Source organism: Endozoicomonas sp. NE40 (assembly GCF_040549045.1).
In the GTDB taxonomy this organism is placed as follows: domain Bacteria; phylum Pseudomonadota; class Gammaproteobacteria; order Pseudomonadales; family Endozoicomonadaceae; genus Endozoicomonas_A; species Endozoicomonas_A lisbonensis.
Genome location: NZ_JBEWTB010000002.1, coordinates 2,136,254 through 2,158,462 on the forward strand (window position 1 = coordinate 2,136,254; position 22,209 = coordinate 2,158,462).

The 22,209-nt window shown below is 50.7% G+C and carries 21 protein-coding genes and 3 pseudogenes; 17 read left to right on the forward strand and 7 right to left on the reverse strand.

Translation table 11 applies throughout. The features are described from left to right. Positions 1-31: 31 nt before the first annotated feature. From V5J35_RS10615 to V5J35_RS10625, 3 genes are read left to right on the forward strand one after another with little or no spacing between them, the layout of a single operon-like run. Complete coding sequence (locus tag V5J35_RS10615) at positions 32-1,078, forward strand: FecCD family ABC transporter permease (protein WP_354011200.1); 1,047 nt, start codon at positions 32-34, stop codon at positions 1,076-1,078. Beyond that, positions 1,078-1,851 (forward strand): heme ABC transporter ATP-binding protein, encoded by a 774-nt coding sequence (locus tag V5J35_RS10620; RefSeq protein ID WP_354011201.1) that lies wholly within the window; start codon positions 1,078-1,080, stop codon positions 1,849-1,851. Before V5J35_RS10615 ends, V5J35_RS10620 begins: the two co-directional genes overlap by 1 nt. Before the next feature lie 41 nt (positions 1,852-1,892). Then, entirely contained in the window at positions 1,893-2,774 is an 882-nt protein-coding gene (locus tag V5J35_RS10625; protein WP_354011202.1) for a ChaN family lipoprotein, read from the forward strand. A 41-nt stretch (positions 2,775-2,815) separates the two neighbouring features. Here V5J35_RS10625 and sfsA read toward each other — a convergent pair whose 3' ends face one another. Further along, entirely contained in the window at positions 2,816-3,547 is a 732-nt protein-coding gene (gene sfsA / locus V5J35_RS10630; protein WP_354011203.1) for a DNA/RNA nuclease SfsA, read from the reverse strand. Positions 3,548-3,677: 130 nt separating this feature from the next. Here sfsA and V5J35_RS10635 point away from each other — a divergent pair, with 130 nt between their 5' ends. The 10 genes and pseudogenes from V5J35_RS10635 to V5J35_RS10670 all read left to right on the forward strand — a co-directional run bounded on the left by V5J35_RS10635 (position 3,678) and on the right by V5J35_RS10670 (position 11,958). Then, the gene (locus V5J35_RS10635; protein ID WP_354011204.1) at positions 3,678-3,854 is read left to right on the forward strand and encodes a hypothetical protein; all 177 of its coding nucleotides are present in this window, start codon (positions 3,678-3,680) and stop codon (positions 3,852-3,854) included. A 43-nt stretch (positions 3,855-3,897) separates the two neighbouring features. Continuing rightward, positions 3,898-4,341 (forward strand): RNA polymerase-binding protein DksA, encoded by a 444-nt coding sequence (gene dksA / locus V5J35_RS10640; RefSeq protein ID WP_354011205.1) that lies wholly within the window; start codon positions 3,898-3,900, stop codon positions 4,339-4,341. A gap of 164 nt (positions 4,342-4,505) precedes the next feature. After that, positions 4,506-5,411, forward strand: coding sequence for a tRNA glutamyl-Q(34) synthetase GluQRS (gluQRS, locus tag V5J35_RS10645; protein ID WP_354011206.1), 906 nt, complete (start codon positions 4,506-4,508; stop codon positions 5,409-5,411). Between the two features lie 165 nt (positions 5,412-5,576). Next, entirely contained in the window at positions 5,577-6,311 is a 735-nt protein-coding gene (locus V5J35_RS10650; protein WP_354016339.1) for a hypothetical protein, read from the forward strand. Positions 6,312-6,457: 146 nt separating this feature from the next. Next, entirely contained in the window at positions 6,458-7,255 is a 798-nt protein-coding gene (locus V5J35_RS10655) for a hypothetical protein (protein WP_354011208.1), read from the forward strand. 104 nt (positions 7,256-7,359) lie between these two features. After that, positions 7,360-7,536: a hypothetical protein gene (locus tag V5J35_RS10660; protein ID WP_354011209.1), complete on the forward strand. Its 177-nt coding sequence runs from the start codon at positions 7,360-7,362 to the stop codon at positions 7,534-7,536. Between the two features lie 1,807 nt (positions 7,537-9,343). Further along, positions 9,344-9,751 (forward strand): annotated as a pseudogene (locus V5J35_RS24350) (PAS domain-containing protein); the annotation flags it as partial. Positions 9,752-9,757: 6 nt separating this feature from the next. Then, positions 9,758-9,958 (forward strand): annotated as a pseudogene (locus tag V5J35_RS24355) (histidine kinase dimerization/phospho-acceptor domain-containing protein); the annotation flags it as partial. After that, positions 9,953-10,549, forward strand: a complete 597-nt coding sequence (locus V5J35_RS24360; protein ID WP_472924785.1) for a sensor histidine kinase — start codon at positions 9,953-9,955, stop codon at positions 10,547-10,549. The pseudogene V5J35_RS24355 and the gene V5J35_RS24360, both read left to right, overlap by 6 nt. Then, positions 10,546-11,958 carry a sigma-54-dependent transcriptional regulator gene (locus V5J35_RS10670; RefSeq protein ID WP_354011212.1) on the forward strand — a complete coding sequence of 471 codons (1,413 nt, stop codon included), beginning with the start codon at positions 10,546-10,548 and terminating at the stop codon, positions 11,956-11,958. The genes V5J35_RS24360 and V5J35_RS10670 overlap by 4 nt, the downstream gene beginning before the upstream one ends. Positions 11,959-11,975: 17 nt before the next feature. Here the strand turns inward: V5J35_RS10670 and V5J35_RS10675 are convergent, their stop codons facing one another. The 3 genes from V5J35_RS10675 to V5J35_RS10685 all read right to left on the reverse strand — a co-directional run bounded on the left by V5J35_RS10675 (position 11,976) and on the right by V5J35_RS10685 (position 15,684). After that, positions 11,976-12,329, reverse strand: coding sequence for a hypothetical protein (locus V5J35_RS10675; RefSeq protein WP_354011213.1), 354 nt, complete (start codon positions 12,327-12,329; stop codon positions 11,976-11,978). 74 nt (positions 12,330-12,403) lie between these two features. Next, positions 12,404-13,471 (reverse strand): hypothetical protein, encoded by a 1,068-nt coding sequence (locus tag V5J35_RS10680; RefSeq protein ID WP_354011214.1) that lies wholly within the window; start codon positions 13,469-13,471, stop codon positions 12,404-12,406. Between the two features lie 92 nt (positions 13,472-13,563). After that, positions 13,564-15,684: an FAD-dependent oxidoreductase gene (locus V5J35_RS10685; protein WP_354011215.1), complete on the reverse strand. Its 2,121-nt coding sequence runs from the start codon at positions 15,682-15,684 to the stop codon at positions 13,564-13,566. A gap of 115 nt (positions 15,685-15,799) precedes the next feature. On the opposite strand from V5J35_RS10685, the gene hemB reads away from it, so the two are divergent. Beyond that, positions 15,800-16,798 carry a porphobilinogen synthase gene (hemB, locus tag V5J35_RS10690; protein WP_354011216.1) on the forward strand — a complete coding sequence of 333 codons (999 nt, stop codon included), beginning with the start codon at positions 15,800-15,802 and terminating at the stop codon, positions 16,796-16,798. 130 nt (positions 16,799-16,928) lie between these two features. Continuing rightward, positions 16,929-19,122: pseudogene (ppk1, locus tag V5J35_RS10695) on the forward strand (polyphosphate kinase 1). 48 nt (positions 19,123-19,170) lie between these two features. Here the strand turns inward: ppk1 and V5J35_RS10700 are convergent. After that, positions 19,171-19,965, reverse strand: a complete 795-nt coding sequence (locus V5J35_RS10700; protein ID WP_354011218.1) for a carbon-nitrogen hydrolase family protein — start codon at positions 19,963-19,965, stop codon at positions 19,171-19,173. A 106-nt stretch (positions 19,966-20,071) separates the two neighbouring features. Between V5J35_RS10700 and V5J35_RS10705 the strand changes: the two genes are divergently transcribed. Both V5J35_RS10705 and V5J35_RS10710 read left to right on the forward strand, forming a co-directional pair. Further along, positions 20,072-20,836, forward strand: a complete 765-nt coding sequence (locus V5J35_RS10705; protein ID WP_354011219.1) for an NRDE family protein — start codon at positions 20,072-20,074, stop codon at positions 20,834-20,836. 65 nt (positions 20,837-20,901) lie between these two features. Next, entirely contained in the window at positions 20,902-21,345 is a 444-nt protein-coding gene (locus tag V5J35_RS10710) for a hypothetical protein (protein ID WP_354011220.1), read from the forward strand. Between the two features lie 52 nt (positions 21,346-21,397). Here V5J35_RS10710 and V5J35_RS10715 read toward each other — a convergent pair whose 3' ends face one another. Further along, positions 21,398-21,778 (reverse strand): DsrE family protein, encoded by a 381-nt coding sequence (locus tag V5J35_RS10715; protein WP_354011221.1) that lies wholly within the window; start codon positions 21,776-21,778, stop codon positions 21,398-21,400. A 9-nt stretch (positions 21,779-21,787) separates the two neighbouring features. Further along, positions 21,788-22,201: a DsrE family protein gene (locus V5J35_RS10720; RefSeq protein ID WP_354011222.1), complete on the reverse strand. Its 414-nt coding sequence runs from the start codon at positions 22,199-22,201 to the stop codon at positions 21,788-21,790. Positions 22,202-22,209: the final 8 nt, after the last annotated feature.

A 22,209-nucleotide genomic window follows, 5' to 3' on the forward strand; every position in this document is an offset into this window, starting at 1 on the left:
AGAACCAGAACTGTCCCCCCGGAACTCAATAATGAACCAAAGTCGTAAGTCGACCGGGCTGTTGGTCGGCCTGGGCATTATTCTGCCATTAACCATGATTTTCTCTGTTGGAACAGGGCCGGTTTCTATTCCTGCAGGGGATATCATCAGTCTGCTGCTGGAACGTCTGGGATTTATACACAGTGATCTTCCGGAACATACCCGTTTAATTGTCGAGTCCATTCGTCTGCCCAGAACCCTGCTGGGTGTACTGGTTGGCAGTTCTCTGGCTATCGGTGGTGCTGCCATGCAGGGACTGTTTCGAAACCCTCTGGCAGACCCCAGCATCATCGGCGTTGCCAGTGGTGCGGCTCTGGGAGCAGCCATTGCGATTGTTCTGGGCGGTGTGTTACTGAGCGACTTCCCCGCCCTGATCCAGAACTACAGTGTGTCGCTGCTGGCTTTTATCGGCAGCTGTTTGACGACATTGGTTGTATATAAAATGGGAACGACCAGTAACGGCACGTCAGTGGCTACCATGCTGCTGGCTGGTGTTGCCATTACTGCCCTGGCTGGTGCGGGCCTTGGGGTTCTGACGTATATTTCTGACGACGCCACCCTTAGAAACCTTACCTTCTGGCAGATGGGCAGCATTGCCGGAGCCACCTGGAACTCGGTGATGATCTGTCTGTCGCTGCTGGCTCCCGTTGTGCTGTTGCTGTGTCGCTATGGTTCGGTTCTGAATGCCATGTTGCTGGGAGAGTCAGAGGCTCGCCATCTTGGTATCAACGTTCAGAAAGCTAAACTGATCCTGATTCTGTTAACAGCCCTGGTGGTGGGTGTGTCGGTTTCTGTTGCCGGAGTGATTGGCTTTGTCGGTCTGGTGGTGCCGCACCTGATCCGGTTAATGGTTGGCCCTGATCACAGGGTTCTGCTTCCGGCTTCCGCCATGCTGGGTGGAACCCTGCTGCTGCTGGCGGATATGGTGGCCCGTGTGATTGTCAGCCCGGCAGAACTGCCCATCGGCATTGTCACGGCCCTGATGGGGGCGCCGTTCTTTATTTCCCTGCTGTGGCAGCAACGCAAGAGGATAGCCTGATGTCTCTGGACGTTCAAAATGCCACGGTGAACGTGGGCAGCAAAACATTGCTGGATAATGTCAGCCTCAGGGTTGAACCGGGTCAGGTGGTGACGGTACTGGGTCCTAATGGCGCGGGAAAAAGCACACTGCTTAAAGTCGCCTGCGGGGAACGCTCGCTTTCGTCCGGAAAGGTATTGCTTAACCACCGGGAACACTGGGATCTCAGGCAAAAAGCCCTGATGCTGGGTGTGTTGCCGCAATCGTCCTCCCTGAGTTTTCCCTTTACCGTTCAGGAAGTGGTTCTGCTGGGACGAACACCCTGTTCCAGCAACCGGCAGGAAAATCTGTCGATTGTTGAACGGGCTCTGAACAAGGTTGATGCCTGCCATCTGAGTCATCGGCAGTACACCACGCTGTCGGGTGGAGAGCGCCAGCGGGTTCACATGGCACGGGTGCTGGCACAAATCTGGGACAGGTGTGACAGTGGAGATCGTTTTCTGCTGCTGGACGAACCGACATCAGCCCTTGACCCGGCCCACCAGCAACTGACCCTGCAAATTGCCAGACAACAGGCTGATGAGCAGGGGCTGGGTGTAATGGTTATTCTGCATGACCTCAATCTGGCTGCCCGCTATTCTGACCAGCTGGTCATTCTGCAAAATGGACGGGTCGCGGCACAGGGCGGGCCATGGAACGTTTTGTCACCGGAAATGGTCTACTCTGTGTTCAACATTCATATTTCCGTGTCGGATCATCCAGAACATCACTGCCCTTTAGTCATTACCCACTGACGGGCAAAACACGATCCGGGACCTGTTCAGAGGATCGTGCCATGACAAGACTGACCAAAATAGCGTTTCTTTACCTTGCTTTTATACTGGCAGGCTGCACCCAGCTGACAAAAAATCAGACTGCGCCATCAGACTCCGCCACTATATGGGACAGCAGTAACGAGCGCTGGATTGATGAAGTCGGTCTGGTTAAAGGTTTGCAGAATGCTCGTTACATTATTGTTGGCGAGACGTTTATTGGTGAGCAGGACCAGCTGCTGAACCTTCTGAAAGAACTGAACCAGCAGCAATGGCTCGAAGCGGTTGCCATGGATTCTCTGCAATCAAAACTGAACACCGAAGAACTGACTTATCTGGAACAACTGGAAAAACGCAGCCCTGCCCTTCATAACCGTTACAAAACCCTGATTGAGTGGCTGGAGAAAGAGGAGATTCCTGTGATCGCCGCTGCGGTTCCGGTGGAAAAGCTGCGATCCATGAAAGATAAGGACGCCAGAAAGTGGTTGAAAACACAAACTGGCAAAGCCCTTTCAGAACAGCAGATTAGACAGCTCAGGGAAATCATGTCACAAAGCCACCCTGCTGCCGAGGAAGGCGTTGATGAAAAAGTGGATTACCTGCTCGCCGCGCAACAGCTGCAGGATTACTTTATGGCTCGCCTGCTACTGGCTGTAAAAGAAAACTCGGTATTAATTACCCGACCTTTTCACGCCCGTCATGACCTTGGCCTGACGCCCTACATCAAGGCTGCCGACCCTGATGCCAAAGTGAAAAGCCTGCTGATATTGCCTGCCATGGAAGACAACGACCAACTGAACAGCCTGAAAGCGATGTCCGGCCAGTACGATTACATCTGGCTGAAACCTTATGAAAAAGGCTTTATGCTGGCTCCTGCCGAAGACAGGGCCGAACAGCCAAAGTAGGTTGGGTCGAACGAAGTGACACCCAACACCGGAGCTAGTTTTCAAACAATCAAAACCGGTAACTCCCGTTTGAGTTCTATGCTTTCCTGGGAGATATCTGCCCCCCAGGCCATGACTTCAACGCCCGCCCTGATGGCTTCACGCAGGGTTTGACCGTACTCCGGATCAATCTCATCCGCAGGAGCTACCCGGTCAATGCCGGTGTGCTGTACGCAGAAAAGCAGAACGGCCCGACCGCCTTGTTCACAAATCTCCCTGAGTTCCCGCAAATGCTTGGTACCCCGGCTGGTGACTGCATCGGGGAATAATCCCAGACCTTCACCCATTGCCAGAGTGACACTTTTCACTTCGAGGAAGCAGTCCGGCAGACCATCCTGAGTCAGCAGAAAATCGATCCGGCTGTTTTCCGAGCCATATTTCACTTCCCGACGAATAGTGCTGTACTGTGCCAGTGATGTTACCCTGCCCGCCTGTAACAACTCTTCCACCAGAGGGTTGGCTCTGCCGGTGTTCAGGCCAGCCAGAGTCATTCGTTCCTTGCCATCGAACATTACTGGAATTTCAGCCTGTTCCCAGGTGCAGGGATATTTTCGTTTGGGGTTGTGAGAATCGGAATACCAGACCCGCTTACCGGGATAGAGGCAGTTTTTCATGGAGCCTGTATTCGGACAATGCAGCGTAATTTGCTGACCATCTGCCAGTTCAACGTCCGCCATAAAACGTTTATAGCGACGGATCAAACGTCCTTCCTGAAGAATTTCTGGATATTTCATACTATTTTGTGATTAAACTATTGTTTGGTATTCAATTTTTGCATTCTAAGATAGCGGACTGGGTATTTCCCGAAATTACTGTCTGATGTCAATAAGTAGTGAATAAACATCGCAGTGACCAGAGAAGTCGATGACATTTTTCTGGCGGATTGTCATTGGTTTTGGTAGTTTCTCCGCTTCTGTTAGGAAGGCAAGAGGTGAGTGTCTGGTTAAAGATCAGGCACCCGAAGTGTTGACCTCAGCTTTCAGGGAGGTCGGGCTCAAGGCAAAGAACCTTGCCCGACATCGGATGGAAAGCCGTGAGTAATGCGTGAGCACGGCTACTAGAAAAAGGTGATGAGGCTGTAATCATGTCAGCACAGAAAAAAGCGGATCAAGGTAATCTGCTCCGTTCCTTCACTCCATATCAGGAGAAGGACGGCGAAGAGTACATGAATGACAAACAGGTCGAGCACTTCACCAACATCCTCAGGCAGTGGAAGCAGGAGTTGATGGAGGAAGTGGATCGAACCGTAAACCACATGCAGGACGAAGCAGCGAACTTCCCTGATCCGGCCGACCGTGCCAGTCAGGAAGAAGAGTTCAGCCTGGAACTTCGCGCCCGCGACCGTGAGCGCAAGCTTATTCGCAAGATTGAAAAGACTCTGACTCGAATTGAGGAAGAGGACTACGGTTTCTGCGATTCCTGCGGTGTGGAGATCGGTGTTCGCCGTCTGGAAGCTCGTCCTACTGCGACACTTTGCATTGATTGCAAAACTCTGGCCGAGATCAAGGAAAAACAGCTGGGTCACTGATAAGCCCTGCTGGCAGATCAACAACAAGCCGCGACCGCCGCATTGTTCCATGCATGGTATCGTATCATGCAGGTATTATGCAGGGCTTCGCGGCTTGCTTGTATCTGTCATGTTGTATCTGGCAGTCTTCACTTTTCATTATTATTGCGTCTATATTCATATCCATGACCGCTTCGCCATACATTGGACGATTTGCCCCTTCTCCTACAGGCCCTCTGCACTTTGGTTCGCTGGTTGCCGCTCTGGCCAGTTATCTTGATGCCCGACACCAGAACGGCACCTGGCTGGTACGTATGGAAGATATCGACCCACCCAGAGAACAGCCGGGCGCTACCGCTAAAATTCTTAAAGCGCTGGAGGTCTATGGGCTGCACTGGGATGGAGAAATACTCTATCAAAGCCAACGCACCAGTCATTATGAAGACGCCATAGAACAGCTGCGAAAACAGCTGGCTATATACCCCTGCACCTGTTCACGCAAGCAACTGCAGCCTTACCACGGCATTTATCCGGGGCTATGCCGCAACGCCTCTCCCATCGACAACGACCTTCCGGATAAACCTTATGCCTGGCGGCTGAACAGCCATGATGAAGTCATTCAGTTCGACGACAGGATTCAGGGACTGCAATGCTTTGATATGAAAACGCTGGGCGACTTTATCGTAAAGCGTAAGGAAAAACTGTACGCCTATCAGCTGGCGGTCTGTGTAGACGACGAGTTTCAGAAGATTACCCATATTGTGCGCGGGCACGACCTGATCGACTCCACTCCCCGACAAATCAGTCTGCAGTCAGCACTGGGCATGAACAGGCTGTCTTATGCTCATATTCCGGTGATTGTTCAGGATAATGGTGACAAGCTCAGCAAGCAGAATCTGGCACCTGAACTGCCTGTGGATGAGCCCCGGCCGCTGCTGGTGAAAGCATTACAGGCACTGGGACAGGAACCTCCGAAAGGTCTGGAGGATGAAAGCACAGCGGGTATCATCAACTGGGGTGTGGAAAACTGGAATCTGAATAAAATTGTTAAATCGTCAAGCCTGTTAGAAAGTGACCTCAGTCCCGCCTAAAACAATAATGGCCTGATCTGCTGCATTGATGGGTAACAGGCACAGACTCTCTCTATCGAACATTCAATCATCAAGTCAGTCATTGCATTAGTCCAATCTTTGCCTACCCTGACTTGGTTGTTGTTTATTCAGAAGCCTCCATAATAATTTCAAGGCAAAGCGATCATGATTAATGTCCAGCCATTCCTTTCCAAAAGCCAGCTTAGCTCTTGTGAGTTAATTTTATGCATGGCCATAATGCTGCTTCACTCCTCAATAGTACGTGGCAGTTCCAGAGAAAATACCACTATTCTGTCGTTAATTGCCGAAACCTCCCAGATAATTAAGACTCCTCAAATAAATTACAAAATATCCGTAACTCCGGAAGGCATAAGCGCCACACCTGCTTTAGAACATGCGCCCTCTGCCTTGATATCCCGGGATTTTCCAACAAGCCATACGGTTCAAATCAATGGTAAAGAACACACGGTCACAATATCACCTGACACCAGTGGAAGTGGCCTGATAGTACAGACACTGGCAAGTGAGGGCGCTCCTGCGAATCAGCTCAGGGGTTATCCTGTCGGAACTGTTAAGGGAAAAAGCAGTTTCTATGTAAAGGACAATTCCTCCGGCGCAACTTTTGTTGCAACCACTAACGAAACAGGCCTGAACCTGTCCATACAGCAGGCAGGTAACAAAACCACCGATGAGGAGTGCGCGGGCCACAAAACCGAGGACGGAAGGTGCTATGAATTGAGTCAGCGTGCAATTTTGGGGCTCGTCTTTGGAGCAGCTGCTGTGCTTGCCGTTATAGTAATTGTGCTCTTTTGGCGATTCGGATGTCTTGGGGGTGGTAGCGGCAGCAGTTTTAGTGTCGCTTATGTTGCCGATTCAGGAGAGGGAGGGGGGTGCCAGTAAATCAGACCATCCATTGCTTTAGCAAGGAACTGAATGGTATACATAAACAGTGTGACTCACTTCCTGTGCCTCACATATAAATGCGCCCGGTAAAATTAAAAACTTTCGTTCACAGCTGTTTCAACGATGCGTATCAGGGATTGATTATGTCAACGTTTTACAAGGCAGTTGTATTTTTGTTCTCTTCCTTCTCAACCTTATCAGCCATGGCACTGTCACCTAATGACTTGTCGTCTGGTGGGTTGTCGCCTGGTGGAATGACACCTGATAACGCTGTGTCCATGCCCGGTATCCAGCTTGATATGTCCAGTTCTGAATTCTGTCAGAAGGCACGTTTCGAACGCGACTCAGCCATCAGCACAGAGCCTGATCTTGCCAAAATTGATGCTGTCACTTCTGAAGATGCCGCACTGTGTTTCTCCCCCGATGAAAACCTGTACTTTGTCGCCAATCAGGAAGCCCAGAGTATTCTTGGGCCTCATGCGCCCTGGTACCTGCAGATCGCTGCCGATTTTCGTGAACGGGTATCAGAAGCCTGTCGTATAATGGGCTACCGGAATGATGAAATCAGCCGCGCCTACGATCACTGTATCGAAAACCGTTTTGCAGAGCTGATGGGACCCTATGAAGATAAATACCGTCGTGAAGCAGGCAATTACGTTGCCAAACGCAAGCAGATTGCAGAAAGCCTGGTCGTCCGTTGCGACGCCTCCCTGAGCATCAAACGTGGCCGCCTGCCGAAAGGGCTACGCTTTCCCCTGGCTTACTACGACAAACGCGCAGTCTCTCTGCCCAACTGGTTTCTCGAAGAAAAAATCGAAGACCCCAAGTGGATTAAAAAAATGAGTCAGCTGAAAGCCAGTGAACTGATGAACGAAGTGCTGGGTGAAGACTGCCCGGGCAACATGGTATTCTGGGTCACCTATAACGCTCCGGACTACTGATCCCTATCGACAATATCCACCCAGAAAGGTACAAGCCGCAATCTTTTGCGGTTTATCGCTATTAGTTATAACATGGCAGTCCAGCAGATAAGCACTGTCGTTCTATGTATATCTATCGCCTGGTACTGGCTCTCTTAATAGGCATCTTTTTCTTCTCAACCGCTATCATGGAGTGGTGGATGACCTATGGCGATTCCTGGTACCAGCCCTGGTTGCTGTGGCTACTGGTGGTGTTTACAGGGTTTCTGTTGCAGCCACGAGGGGATGTCGATGGGTTATGACCTGGAGCCCCTGCTGTTTGTCAGTGTGGCTTACCTGTTGCTGCTGTTTTCCATTGCCTGGATTACTGACAAAGGCTGGATACCCCAGTCCATTGTCAGGCACCCCATTACTTATGTTCTGTCGCTGGGAATTTATGCCAGTAGCTGGGCGTATTATGGCAGCATTGGCATAGCCCGGGACAGTGGTTACCTTTTTTTAACCCTCTATATAGGCGTCAGTGGTGCCTTTCTTCTTGCCCCCATTCTGCTGACCCCCATTCTGAAAATTACCCGCTCTTATCAATTAAGTTCTCTCGCAGACCTGTTCGCATTCCGCTTTCGCAGTTCTGCCGCCGGTATTTTTGCCACACTGATCATGCTGGCCAGTATCATGCCTTTGCTGGCACTCCAGATTCAGGCTGTATCAGACAGCATTCACCTGATTAATCAGGATATTTCCAGAATCAACCTGGCGTTCCTGTTCTGTGTTCTGGTCACCCTGTTTGCCATTTTGTTTGGTACCCGGCATATATCCAGCCACGAACATCATCAGGGGCTGGTGATGGCGCTTGCCGTTGAGTCCATTCTTAAACTCGCCGTTCTGCTGACTCTTGGCTTTGTTGCTTTAAACGAGGTGTTTGGTGGTTTTGAAGGCCTGAACCTGTGGCTGCATTCCAACAATGACCATATTGCAAGCATTCAGCAGCCGTTAGAAAACGGTCCATGGCGCAGTATGCTGTTGCTGTTCTTTGCTTCTGTGATTGTTATGCCGCACATGTTCCACATAACGTTCACAGAGAATCGTGATCAACACTCTCTGAATATTGCAAGCTGGGCTTTTCCGTTCTTTCTGCTGATACTCAGTCTGGCGGTACCCATTCTCACCTGGGCCGGTGTCAAACTGGAATTGCCATTCAGCCCTGAATACTATGCCCTGGGAATTGGCCAGGCACTCGATAAACCCTGGATTACCGTTGTTTCCTTTATTGGCAGTCTGACCGCCGCCAGTGGCCTGATCATAGTCACCACAATGGCACTGTCGTCGATGATACTGAATCATCTGGTGATGCCATTCTGGCGACCAAAAGCAAATCTGGAAGTCGATATTTACCGGACCCTGGTCTGGCTTAAACGCCTGTTGATCAGCACCCTGATTATGGCTTCATACGGTTTTTATCTGCTGTTCGATAGCCAGCACTCCCTGTCTAATCTGGGCATGGTAGCCTTTGTCGGGGTATTACAGCTTTTGCCCGGAGCCCTGTGCGTCCTTTACTGGCCTAAAGCCAACCACTACGGTTTTATTGCCGGCCTTGCTGCGGGTAGCCTGACCTGGCTGGTCACCATGCTCATCCCCCTGATGATTGATGTCAGTCTCTATAATCAGTCTCTGGCCGTTTATCAGAACCTGCTGTACGACAACTGGCATCAGGTGGTATTTCTTTCCCTTGGTGCTAACGCCGGGTTTGTTATTCTTGTCTCTCTGCTCACCAGAATGCCTCCCGAAGAAGCCAGTGCGGCAGCAGCCTGTCAGGTTGAAAGCCCAACCCGAAGCAATCGCAGAATCCCAATCGCCTCATCCACCTACGAATTCCACGAAATGCTCAGCACACCACTGGGTAGTATCACGGCAGCCAAAGAAGTTCAAAAGGCGTTGTCTGACCTCAATATGCGTGAAGATGAAACCCGACCACACGCTCTGCGTCGTTTAAGGGAAAGGCTGGAGAAAAACCTGTCCGGTCTGTTTGGCCCCACGGTTGCTCATGGCATGGTAGAAACCTTTCTGCCCTGGGACCAGCAGAAAGACTACGTTGCCCAGGACATTCACTTTATGGAATCCCGGCTGGAGTCTTACCACTCCAGACTCAGCGGGCTGGCAGCCGAGCTGGACAGCCTGCGCCGTTACCATCGGGATACCCTGGATAAACTGCCCCTCGCGCTGTTTTCCGTTGATGCAAATCAGGAAGTCATGCTGTGGAACCAGGCCATGTCAAAAATGACCGGCATTGACGCCAGTAAAGTGCTTGGGCTTAACATCCGTCATCTGACTCCTCCCTGGAACGAACTGCTTTGCCAGTTCTCATCTCTGGATAACCTTCACCTCCATAAGCACAAACTTGAAGTGGGAGGAACACAGCGATATTTCAGCATTCACAAAGCCATGATGGAAGCGCCAGCATCCGGAACAACAGGCAATAAAGTGATGCTGCTGGAAGACCGGACAGAAAACCAGATGCTTGAAAACCAGCTGTTTCACAGCGAACGGCTGGCCTCGATTGGTCAACTGGCGGCGGGTGTCGCCCATGAAATAGGTAATCCGATTACTGCCATTGATTGCCTTGCCCAGGAGTTAATAAGCCTGTCAGATGAACCAGATACCCGGGAAGTGGCAACACAGATGCTGGACCAGACCCAGCGGGTCACCCGCATCGTACAGACACTGGTCAGCTATGCTCACAGCGGTCAGACACGTCACAATGACAGTAAGTCAGGTGTCGTATCTTTAAAGCATTCTGTCGATGAGGCCGTCAGCCTCCTGCAACTAAGCCATAAGAACAGCCAGATCCGGTTCATTAACAATTGTCAGCCTGACCACCTGGTCACAGGAGACCAGCAGAAGCTACAGCAGGTATTAATCAACCTGATGTCCAATGCGGTGGATGCCTCCGGGGCCAATGACGCAGTGACCCTGTGTACCGTGGCTGACGCCCAGACTGTCACCCTGACAGTTGAGGATCAGGGACACGGGATTCCCGGGAATATCCAGGATCGTCTGTTTGAACCTTTCTTTACTACCAAGGAAGCCGGAAAGGGGACTGGCCTCGGGCTGGCTTTAACCTGGAATATCATTGAAGAGCATTTTGGTTCGATCCGGGTTGAAAGCCCGGCTAACAAGGTTTTAAAGACAGGCACACGATTTATTATTGCTTTGCCCCGATATGAGGCAAAGGGCCACCTGTCAAACGAAGAACATTCTGAAATCAGAGAGCCTGCAACCTCTCGTTCAGAGTCCATGATGGAAGGGGAAGCTTTATGAGTCACGGAAACATTCTGATTGTCGAAGACGAAGAAATTATCCGGGCATCGCTGAAAAGGCTTCTTGAACGTCATGGACACACTATCAGCGAAGCGGGTTCTGTGCATGAAGCAGAACTGTCGTATACCTTGGGCGACTTTGACCTGATTATCAGTGATCTGCGCCTTCCCGGTTCTCCCGGTACGGAAATGATTCACCTTGCGGGCGACACGCCGGTGCTGATCATGACCAGTTATGCCAGCCTCAATTCCGCTGTCAGCACCATGAAACTGGGGGCTGTCGACTACATTGCCAAGCCCTTTGATCACAGCGAAATGCTGGAGCGGGTTTCAGAGATTCTTGCACGACACAATCTTACACGGCGCAAGAAGTCTGACTCTTTGAATAAAACAGACAGCGATGAATCAGAGGACGATAAGGCAGAAGGAGAGCAAGAGGGTTTTGACGGTATTCTTGGACAATGCGACGCAATGCGGCTTTTGTTTCGTCGTATCAAAAAAGTGGCGCCAACTTGTGCAACCGTATTGATTCAGGGTGAATCCGGTACCGGCAAAGAACTGGTCGCCCGATCCATTCATAACCATAGCCAGCGCTCAAACGGCCCGATGATCTCAGTAAACTGCGCCGCGATTCCTGAAACCCTGATTGAATCCGAGCTGTTTGGTCATGAAAAAGGGTCGTTTACCGGCGCAACCGCTGCAAGAACAGGGTTAATTGAAGCGGCATCCGGCGGCACGCTGTTCCTTGATGAAATTGGTGAACTGCCGCTTGAGGCTCAGGCCCGGCTGCTCAGGGTTCTGCAGGAAGGTGAAATTCGTCGTATAGGTTCTGTTCAGTCACAGAAAGTAGATGTACGACTGATTGCAGCAACGCACCGCAACCTGAGGCAGCTGGCAGCCAGCAGTGAGTTTCGCCAGGATTTGTATTACCGGCTGAAAGTGGTAGAGCTGCGCATCCCTGCACTGCGTGAACGTGGCAAAGATATTCTGATGCTGGCTGAAAAATTGATGAGCCGGGTCTGTGAGAAAATGAGACAGGAGCCACATTCCTATTCTCCGGAAGCCATGGCCGCTATTTGCCAGCACCAGTGGCCGGGCAACGTTCGGGAGCTGGAACATGCGATAGAACGCGCTGTTATCCTGTGCGATGACAATATCATCACACCGGAATACCTTGACCTTGATGTGCGGGTTAAAGCCTCTCTGTTTAAAGTTGACGCGCAGTTAAAGCATGAGGGCAACGCTCAGAATGGTCTGACACTGGAAGACTACTTCCAGCGCTTCGTACTTGAGCACCAGGACCAGATGACGGAAACAGATCTGGCACAAAAGCTGGGCATCAGCCGTAAGACGCTCTGGGAGCGTCGGCAAAAGCTGGGCATTCCACGGAAAAAGGCGTCTGCAACCTGAGCGACCTGTCGGGGCTGTCAGTCCCGGCCTTTTTTCAGTTCTTCAATTTTAAGCTCACTTTGAAGGGTTTGTACGGATTGGGCTGCATGCATTTCGGCAGTTTGCAGTTTTTTCTCTCTGGCCTGAAGGGATTTGTAATAGGCTTCAGCTTCATCCAGTTCCTGTCTGAGCTCATCGATTCGCTCTGCCAGCACTTCATCAGGCTCATCACTGGTTTCCAGCATCGCCATACTGCCATTCAACCTGGACAGGTGCTGTGCCTGTTCGCCTGCATCGTGCTGAACCGAAGCAATCTCTTCATTCAGAGCCTGATGGAAAGCAATGGTTTCATCCAGTTTCTTGTGTAACTGATTCAATTCATCATCTTTCATAGAGTCTGACCATACCAGCCAACAGTCTTTGGTCTGGTATGCAATTTCCTTTTAGATTTATGGCTGAATAGTCATTATAGCTTTGTCTGGAAACGATCAATGGGTTGGGCAGACGGGCTGATAGCCTGTTCTTCTTGCCGTGCCTGCCGCTTCGCTTTTCTCAGCTCAGCTTTTTCCTGCTTTTCTTGCTGCTTAGCACTTTTACGGCTGTCTTTAGCTGTCGTAATTTCCTGTTTGAGGCGGTTCACTTCACTGTCCGCCTGTGAATGCACCTTCTGTACCTGCTCCCGGAAACCGGGTAGTTCAATGCCTCTTGCACTGGCTTTGCGCTCAGATTGCAATAACTTCTCCGAGCCACTCAAAATCGCTTTGGCCCGGGATAGCTGACTGTCCAGCGAGCGAACATGACGGGTATGGTCACGCACAGAATTGAGCGAGCCCGAAGGCTCTTGATTGAATGTTAAAACGCTCTTCTGAAGTGACCGGAAAGCGTTATGCAACCGCCTGGTAGAACGCTGTCCGGATTTAAAGACACTGAGTTTTTCCTTGGCTTCTGCCAGCTCCTGTTTTGCTTCTGTTACTGCAGCGCGGGCATCCCTGAGAACCTCATGAGCCTGACTGGCAATGCCTGAACCGGGGTTTTCGATAAAACTGTAATCAGCCATTGCAGGCATTTTGGCTATATCCTTCACGTTATTTTTCAGGCGTCTGACCACCTGAAGCTCCCGGTCCAGCTGCTGAATCTGCCGTTTGTACTCATTTTCGCTGCCTTTGCTTTCGGCTTTGCGCCTGTTGTTCCTGAAGTACTTAACATCTCTGGCCAGCTCTTCCAGATTACCTTCAAGCGAAGCAGAAGAGTCCTCAGACCGGGTATCAGACAGCTGAGTTTTCACCTTGTCGGCAGGCAGTCTTTCAGCTTTTCGTTCCTGAATCGATGACTGTTTTGGAATAGAAGACTGGCTGGGAGCCATGCGTAACATCGCCTTGCCTTTTTCAGGCGTGATGCCGGAGCGATTGAAGCGCTCAGAATTGGTAGCGGAGTCTGAAGAAGCCCTGCCAGTATCCGACTGCCTGGCATTTTCCTGACCGGCACGTCCCTGAATAGAAGTAACGGCTCCCGGGTGCGAATTGATTGTTGCCATAGTCCCTGCTGCACACCTTCTGACACGACTAAAAAACAAAAAGAGCCTCAATAAAAAGGCTCTCCTGTAAATCTAGCAGCATAACAAGTCGTTCAGCGACGCATCCGGGAATGATACTTCTTCACCCATTCCAGAAGTTTCTCCGGGGCATGAGCCCGTTTCCATTCGCCCGCTGCATACTTGTTGGATTCGCTCAGGGTTGGGTAAATATGAATCGTACCCAAGATTTTGTTCATGCCCAGCCCATGCTTCATGGCACTGATGTATTCTGCAATCAGCTCACCCGCATGATAACCAACAATGGTGACACCCAGAATCTTGTCCTTTCCGGGCCGGGTCAGCACTTTGACAAAGCCTCTGGCTTCTTCGTCGGCAATGGCACGATCCAGATCGTCAATGCCATATTTTGTGACCTCGTACTCAATACCCTGCGCCTGTGCTTCCGTCTCATTCAGTCCGACTCTTGCCACCTCCGGGTCTGTAAAGGTGCACCAGGGAATCACCGAGTAATCCACCCTGAACTTCTTAAACCGGCCAAACAGGGCGTTTACAGTGGCATACCAGGCCTGATGCGCCGCTACGTGGGTAAACTGATAAGGTCCGGCCACATCACCGCAGGCGTAAATATTAGGGAAACGGGTCTGCATATAATCATTGACCTGCAGGGTTCCCCGTTCCGTTAGTTCAATCCCCAGTGTTTCCAGCCCCATATTACTGGTGTTGGCCTGTCGCCCCGTGGCAAACAGTACGGCATCAAACTCAATGTCTACCTTTTCGCCTTCCACGCCTGCTTCCAGCCACTGCCGGTCATCCTCAGCATGGAAAGAGCGAGCTTCATGCCTCAACCTCAGGTCGACACCCTCATCGATAAACTGTGCCTGCACCTGCTCTGATACATCCTGATCTTCACGATGAAGCAGGCGGGTGCCATGATCCAGCTGAATCACGTGAATGCCCAGGCGGCTAAATGCCTGGGCCAGTTCACAGCCAATGGGGCCGCCACCAATAACCAGAAGGGTGCCGGGCTTTTCACGAATCTCCCATATGGTGTCGGAGGTATACCATTTCACCCGGTCCAGCCCCGGTAAGGGTGGCACATAAGGACGTCCGCCACTGGCAATGATCAGGTTACGGCTGGTAATACGTCTGCCATCGACTTCCACCTCCCAGGGGGACAGTACTTTGGCAGAGCCTGTTACGCAATCCACTCCCAGACCGGTATACCGCTCAACCGAGTCATGGGGCTCAATTTTCTGAACCACCGACTGAACCCTTTCCATAACGGCCCTGAAGTTCACACCGGCTTTAACGTTCTCAAGCCCGAACTCCTCAGCCCGCTGCATATAGTGCGCCATTTTGGCAGACCGAAGCAGAGCCTTACTGGGAACGCAGCCCGTGTTGAGGCAGTCCCCACCCATTTTGTGCTTTTCAATCAGCGAGACCTTAGCCTTAACGGCTGCGGCAATATAGCTGCTGACCAGCCCGGCAGAACCTGCCCCAATCACGGTCAGGTTGTTATCAAACTGAAGCGGTTTGCGGAAGGGCTTATAAATCCGGCGCCTGCGCAGTAGTTCCAGTGCGCTTCGTGCCAGCCAGGGGAACAGCGCCAGCAGGACAAAAGACCCAATCAGTTCCGGGGTCAGAATCCCCGAAACAGACAGCTCTTTCACCTGCCCCAGCTGAGCCCCGGCATTCACATACACAATCGTTCCCGGCAACATACCCAGCTGGCTCACCCAATAAAACGTCCAGGCCCTGATGGGCGTCAGCCCCATCACCAGATTGATCACAAAGAACGGTACCGCTGGAATCAGCCGCAGGGTGGCGAGATAGAAAGGACCGTCTTTTCTGATCCCTTTATTAATGGTCTCCATGTAGTCGGTGAAGTTGCTCTGCACCCAGTCCCTGAGCAGGGTACGGGAAAAAAGAAAGGCAAGAGTGGCTCCAATACTGCTGGCAAAAGAAATAATCAGAAACCCGGTGCCAAGACCGAAAATAGCCCCGCCAATCAGGGTAAGAATAGCGGCACCCGGAAGAGAAAGCCCTGTTACCGCCACATAAATAAAAAAGAAAAAACCGACTGTCAGCAGTGGATTCTCAGAGTAAAGGGACTGGAAGAAGTCTCTCGTCAGGTACTGCTGTGCATCCAGCGAGTAAAAAGCACCAATGGCTGTAACCAGTACCAGCAGCAAAATAATTTTCGTTTTATTCATAGTCTGTTAAATGGTTTAACTCGTTTGTTTACAGGCAACACAAGACTTACTACGTATTTCCCGTATAATCTCATCAAGCGTTCAGGTAGACAAATCAACAGGTGCAAGCAGTTTCATGATTCAACGCCCATTCCCCGGCAGCCGTCCACGACGCATGCGTTTCAACAGTTTCTCCCGCCAACTGATGCAGGAAAACTCTTTATCGGCCAGTGACCTGATTTACCCTGTTTTCGTAAAGGAAGGTGTGAATGACAGGGAAGCCGTGCCTTCCATGCCGGGAGTGGAACGTGTCACTATTGACCAGCTGTTACGGGAGGCCGATGAGCTGGTCAGCCTGGGTATACCCGCCATTGCCCTGTTTCCGGTAATCCCGCAGGATAAGAAATCCGATGATGCCACGGAAGCTTATAACCCGGAAGGACTGGTTCAGCGCACAGTTCGCGCTATTAAGCAGCAGTACCCGGAGCTGGGGGTAATCACCGATGTGGCACTGGACCCGTTCACCAGCCATGGTCTGGATGGACTGGTGGATGAAACCGGCTATGTCATCAATGACCCGACTGTTGAGGTGCTGGTAAAACAGGCATTATCCCACGCAGAAGCGGGTGCCGATATCGTTGCCCCTTCAGATATGATGGACGGCCGAATCGGAGCCATCCGGCAAGCTCTGGAAGAAACCGGCTTTAACAACACCTCCATACTGGCCTACTCGGCCAAATACGCGTCAGCCTACTACGGACCTTTCAGGGATGCCGTGGGGTCAGCCGGCAACCTTGGAAAAGGCAATAAATACACGTTCCAGATGGATGTCGCCAATTCCGATGAAGCGCTGCACGAAGTCGCTGCTGACCTGGCAGAAGGTGCAGATATGGTGATGGTGAAGCCCGGCATGCCTTATCTGGACGTTTTACGCAGGGTCAAAGAAGAATTTAAAGTACCCACCTTTGCTTATCAGGTCAGCGGTGAATATGCCATGCACAAGGCTGCCGCAGAAAACGGCTGGCTGGACGGTGAAAAAGTCATGATGGAATCATTGCTGTGCTTTAAACGTGCCGGTGCTGACGCCATTCTGACCTATTTCGCCAAAGATGCAGCAAAATGCCTTAGAAGTTAAATCCAGCTGTATTGCCAGCCTGAAAAACGAATATGAGGCTATATATAAATAAGAATCATTTTTTTGTAACAGTTTTCTGGTAGCTTGGGGCAGTTTGCCCCGGCGCCTTCAGAACGCAGTAAGAGTTTCTATGGACAATACCCAACAACCTTCCTCACGATCAGCCACACCAGCCGATGAATCTGCCACAAGTGGGTCATCAGCCTCTCAGCAGGATGCGGTAAAGGCGCCTCCCCGGATCACTGACCTGAGTAACCCGGAATACTACATCAACCGGGAACTGAGTCATTTACAGTTCAACACCCGGGTGCTGGAGCAGGCACTTAACGAAGAACACCCCCTGCTTGAGCGCCTGCGCTTTCTGTTGATCTACAGCTCCAACATTGATGAGTTTTTTGAAATTCGTGTTGCCGGATTGAAACAGCAGATCGGTTACGGTCGTGAACTGGTGGGTCTGGATGGTATGGGACCACAGGCAGTACTGAAAGAAATTAACACTTATGCCAAAGAGCAGGTAACCCGTCAGTACCAAATTCTGAATGAAACCCTGCTGCCCGCATTGAAGCAGGAAAACATCCATTTTCTCAAGCGTTCAGAACTGAATGAAAAGCAGAGAATCTGGATCAAGCGTTTCTTCTACCACGAAGTCATGCCGATTATCAGCCCCATCGGCCTCGATCCGGCGCACCCGTTCCCACGCCTGGCCAATAAACTGCTCTGCTTTATTGTCTCGCTGGAAGGCAAAGACGCCTTTGGCCGTGATACTGGCATGGCTGTTATTCCTGCCCCCCGTTCACTGCCACGGGTCGTCAAGCTTCCTGATGATATCTGCGATAACGACGGTACGAACTACGTGTTTTTGTCGTCTATCATTCATCGCCACATGGAAGACCTGTTCCCGGGCATGAAGGTCAAGGGCTGCTACCAGTTCCCGCCTGACCCGCAACAGTGACCTTGACCTGGAAGACGAGGTTGAAGACCTTGCCAAGGCGCTTCAGGGAGAACTGCTTTCCCGTCGTTACGGTGAAGCGGTGCGTCTGGAAGTCGTCGACAACTGTCCACAGCCTCTGGTCGACTTCCTGTTAAAAGAATTTGGTCTGACGGAAGAAGAAGTTTACCGTGTGAATGGTCCTGTGAACCTGACCCGCCTGATGTCAGTTTGCAACAATGGCACTAATGAACATCTGACCTACCCGCCTTTCACACCGGAATATCCGAAGGTTTTGCAGACTCGCCCGAACAGCACCGAAAACGTGCTGGATTACGTAAAGAAAGCCGATATTCTGTTGCATCATCCCTACGAGTCCTTCACACCGGTCATTGATATGCTGCGTCAGGCAGCGAAAGACCCTAACGTATTGGCGATTCGCCAGACGCTGTACCGAACCGGAGCCCATTCAGAAATGGCAGATGCTTTGGTAGAAGCAGCACGGCATGGTAAAGAAGTGACAGTTGTGGTGGAAATACGGGCAAGGTTTGATGAAGAAGAAAACCTTGCGCTGGCATTGCGACTGCAGGAAGCCGGAGCCGTTGTCGTTTATGGGGTGGTGGGTTATAAGACCCATGCCAAAATGATGCTGATCGTGCGGCGGGAAGGTCGGAGTATTCAGCGCTATGCCCATCTGGGTACTGGTAATTATCATGCTGGCAATGCCCGCCTGTATACCGACTACAGTCTGCTGACCTGTGACAAGGATATCACCAACGACGTTCGCAAGATTTTCCAGCAACTGACCGGCATGGGCAAAGCTTTCAAGGTGAGAAAGCTTCTGCACGCCCCCTTTACCCTGAAGAAAGGCCTGATTGACCGTATCAACCATGAAGCCGCCAATGCCAAAGAGGGCAAAAGCGCCCGGATCATTATCAAGATTAACGCCCTGACTGAAAAGCAGATGATTCGCGCGCTTTACAAGGCTTCTCAGGCAGGTGTAAACATCGACCTGATTGTACGGGGCATCTGCTGTCTCAGACCCGGCATTGAAGGCTTGTCGGAGAATATTAAGGTTCGTTCCATCGTTGGCCGTTTTCTGGAGCATTCCCGTGTTTTCTACTTTGAAAACGATGGTGAAAGCCAGGTTTACTGTTCCAGCGCCGACGGCATGAGCAGAAACCTGAATAACCGGATCGAAACCTGTTTCCCGGTTGAAGAACCCAAAATGGCTAACCGTATCAGGAAAGAGCTGGAACTGTTTCTGAGTGACAATGTTCGCAGCTGGACACTGCAAAGTGATGGTTCTTATGTACAGAACAAACCAACACGCGGACAGCGTCGTCGAAATGTTCAGCGCAAACTGCTGGAAACCCTGACCAACTACGTACCCTGAACCCGTCAGGCTCTCCGTATCAGGCTCTGGAAAACCAGAGCCTGACGTTCAGAGCTTTCTATGTTCAAGACAGGGCATCTGCGTACGAATCTCCTGCAGAACCTTTATATCCAACTCTGCAACCAGAACAGCCGGATCTTTTTTTGCCTTTGCCAGTACTTCGCCCCAGGGTGAAATAATCATACTATGCCCCCAGGTCTGTCGTTTATTGGAATGGACACCACCCTGGTTGGCTGCCAGTACATAGCACTGATTTTCAATTGCCCTGGCTCTCAGCAACACTTCCCAGTGGCTTTGCCCTGTGGCGTGGGTAAAGGCGGAAGGTACGGTAAGAATATTGGCACCGGCAGACACCAGCTTTCGGAACAGTTCCGGGAATCTCAGGTCATAGCAGATGCTTAAACCGACTTTCGCTTCCCCCATATCAACGACGAATGGCTGATCACCTGCTGAATAGTCACTGGACTCCCGATATAAGCGGTGCTGATCTGCAACACTGGCATCAAACAGATGGATTTTGTCATAACGGCTTTCCAGCAACCCCTGAGGGTTAAACACAAAACAGGATGCCCTGCTGTTTTGTCCGGCATCGACCTGAAAAGGAATGGAGCCGCCTATCAACCAGGCTTTGTGTCGCCTGGCAGTGTCTGCCATCCACTGCCTGACTTCTGTCGTATTTTTTCCGAAAGCAGAAACATCGCCACCAAACTGGGCAAAACACTCAGGTAACAGAATTAAATCAACAGCTTCGTTTATTATGGGAGCAAGCTGAACATCAATATGGGCAAGATTATCACGGACATCATTGCTGGAGCATAGTTGCACGACAGCGGCTTTAAGCATGGATAAAACCTCTGTAATTATAAAAACAATACTGCCTGTAAAACTTTTCTTCTTTTATTAACACTGACACACTTAACCCTATTAATAAATCAAAGGCTGCGTTTTTATGTGCCTGATTATTTTTTCCTGGAAGCCTGATGCCAGACACCCGCTGATATTACTGGCGAACCGGGACGAGTTCTATGACCGCCCAACGGCACAGGCTCACTTCTGGGAAGATCATCCTGATATTTTCGGAGGCCGGGACAAAAAGGCATGGGGCAGCTGGCTGGCGCTGAACCGGTCCGGTCGTTTTGCAGCGGTGACCAATTATCGCCAGTGGCCAGCTCCTGAAGGAGAGATTTCAAGGGGGCAACTGGTAAAAGACTGTTTGGACAGCTCTCTCTCAACACATTCGTTCATAAACAACGTTCAGAAAAATGCCCTCCGGTACAGTGGATTCAACTTTCTGGCAGGCAGCATTAATGAACTTTATTACTATTCCAATATTGAAGGCGTAGTGAAGAAGCTGGAACCCGGTATTTATGGGCTGTGCAATAAGTTTCTGAACACACCCTGGCCGAAACTGCTAAGCACCAGGGAAGCCGTCACTAAAGCACTGAACAGGGATAATTTCGCAGAGCCGGAAGCTCTGCTGCAAATTATGCAGGATACGACAACGTTCCCTGACCATTTGCTACCAGACACGGGCATAGGCAGGGAAAAGGAGAAGTGGCTTTCCAGTGCGTTTGTCAGCAGCCCGGACTATGGAACAAGAAACACCAGTGTATTGATATTTAATCGTCACAAAGAAGTCAGCTGGCATGAACAGACTTACGGCACAAACGGCTGCCATTTAGAGTGGAAGCACTTTTCTATTGGTTATGAGTGATCTCCCTGCTACTCCAAAGAAAAGTGGCTACCTTCTTATTATTTGCAAAATAAGAGGATTTCAGAATGCTGGGTAAAATACTGAGTTTTCGCTACCTTCTTTCTGCTGCGCTGCTATTGCCAACACTGCTCGTATCAACACTTTTAGCATCAACGCTGTCTCTGGAGCAGGAAGAAAACTGGCAAACGATTGGTACTACACATGTACGATCAACAGCGCAGATGGTCACCATACCGATACTGAAATCATTTCAGAGCAGTAACATTAAATCTATTCGTTTTCATGCTTCAAAAGGCGACATAGAAATACGCTATGCCAAACTGATACTGAACGACGGAGACAATATCAATGTCAGCATTCAGAGAACTGTTCGGTCCGGCTTAAATTCAAGGATCATTCCTGTCGAAATCCATGATCGCGTCATCAAAAAAGTCATCCTCTTTTACGAGGTTCAAAGAACAGACGTCGTACGCATCGACCTGCAGGCACAAATATCATCTGAAGATTGAGAAGCCGCCTTAAGGGCTGAATCAAGCCTATGCCTGAATGCAGCCCGATTGATTACCAGTGCCAGACCTGGTCATACCCGTTCAAACAGTCAGCAAGGTTCGAACGTGCAACTTTGTTCAATCCTTCCAGCAGTTCAGATTCCTTTATGCCCCTGGCATCCAGGTCCTCACGGACGACAAACACCTTACAACCCTTTTCAATAAGTGCTTCAATATCCCCAACAATATCCGGCGGCTGAGTCTGGGGCTCTTTACCAATAGCCAGTCCGCCGGCGTCCTGCTCCAGAACACCGTAATTGACGGCATTCCCCTGAAGCAATACATCCATGTCCGCGCCCGCTCCTTTGATCGCATGACTGAGCCAGATAATGGTGTCATCCTGCTCTTCAATCGTGGCCCGATAAGCGGTTTCTACGATACTCAAGACTTTCATCGCTGTTCCTCACCGGGTTGGGATGATCAGGGTATTATCCGAAGCACTGGCAAACTTCCATAAATCAGCAGGACTGCCACGCCCAACACCTTCAACGCTTTCATCCATACCCCTTTCATCCACGCACAGCCCGCAGTTAATCCACTCCAGACTGCCACCACTGGCTTCTGCCAGCTTATGCAGGGCAATGACCCATTTATGCGACAGCGGATGATCTTCTTCGTCCACATCCCGGCCATGCACTGCATTGGCATGAGGTCGTTGCCGGGCAAAGGCCAGGCCCACAGCGCCTTCATAGGCAAAGACTTTCAGGTTATGCCCTTCTCGTGCGGCAATATCCAGTAAACGAAATGCCGTGGTTGTCCGGGAATTTTCAAACGGAGCATCCATCAACGCAAAGGTCAGGGTTTTCTGTTCAGACATTCAAAACT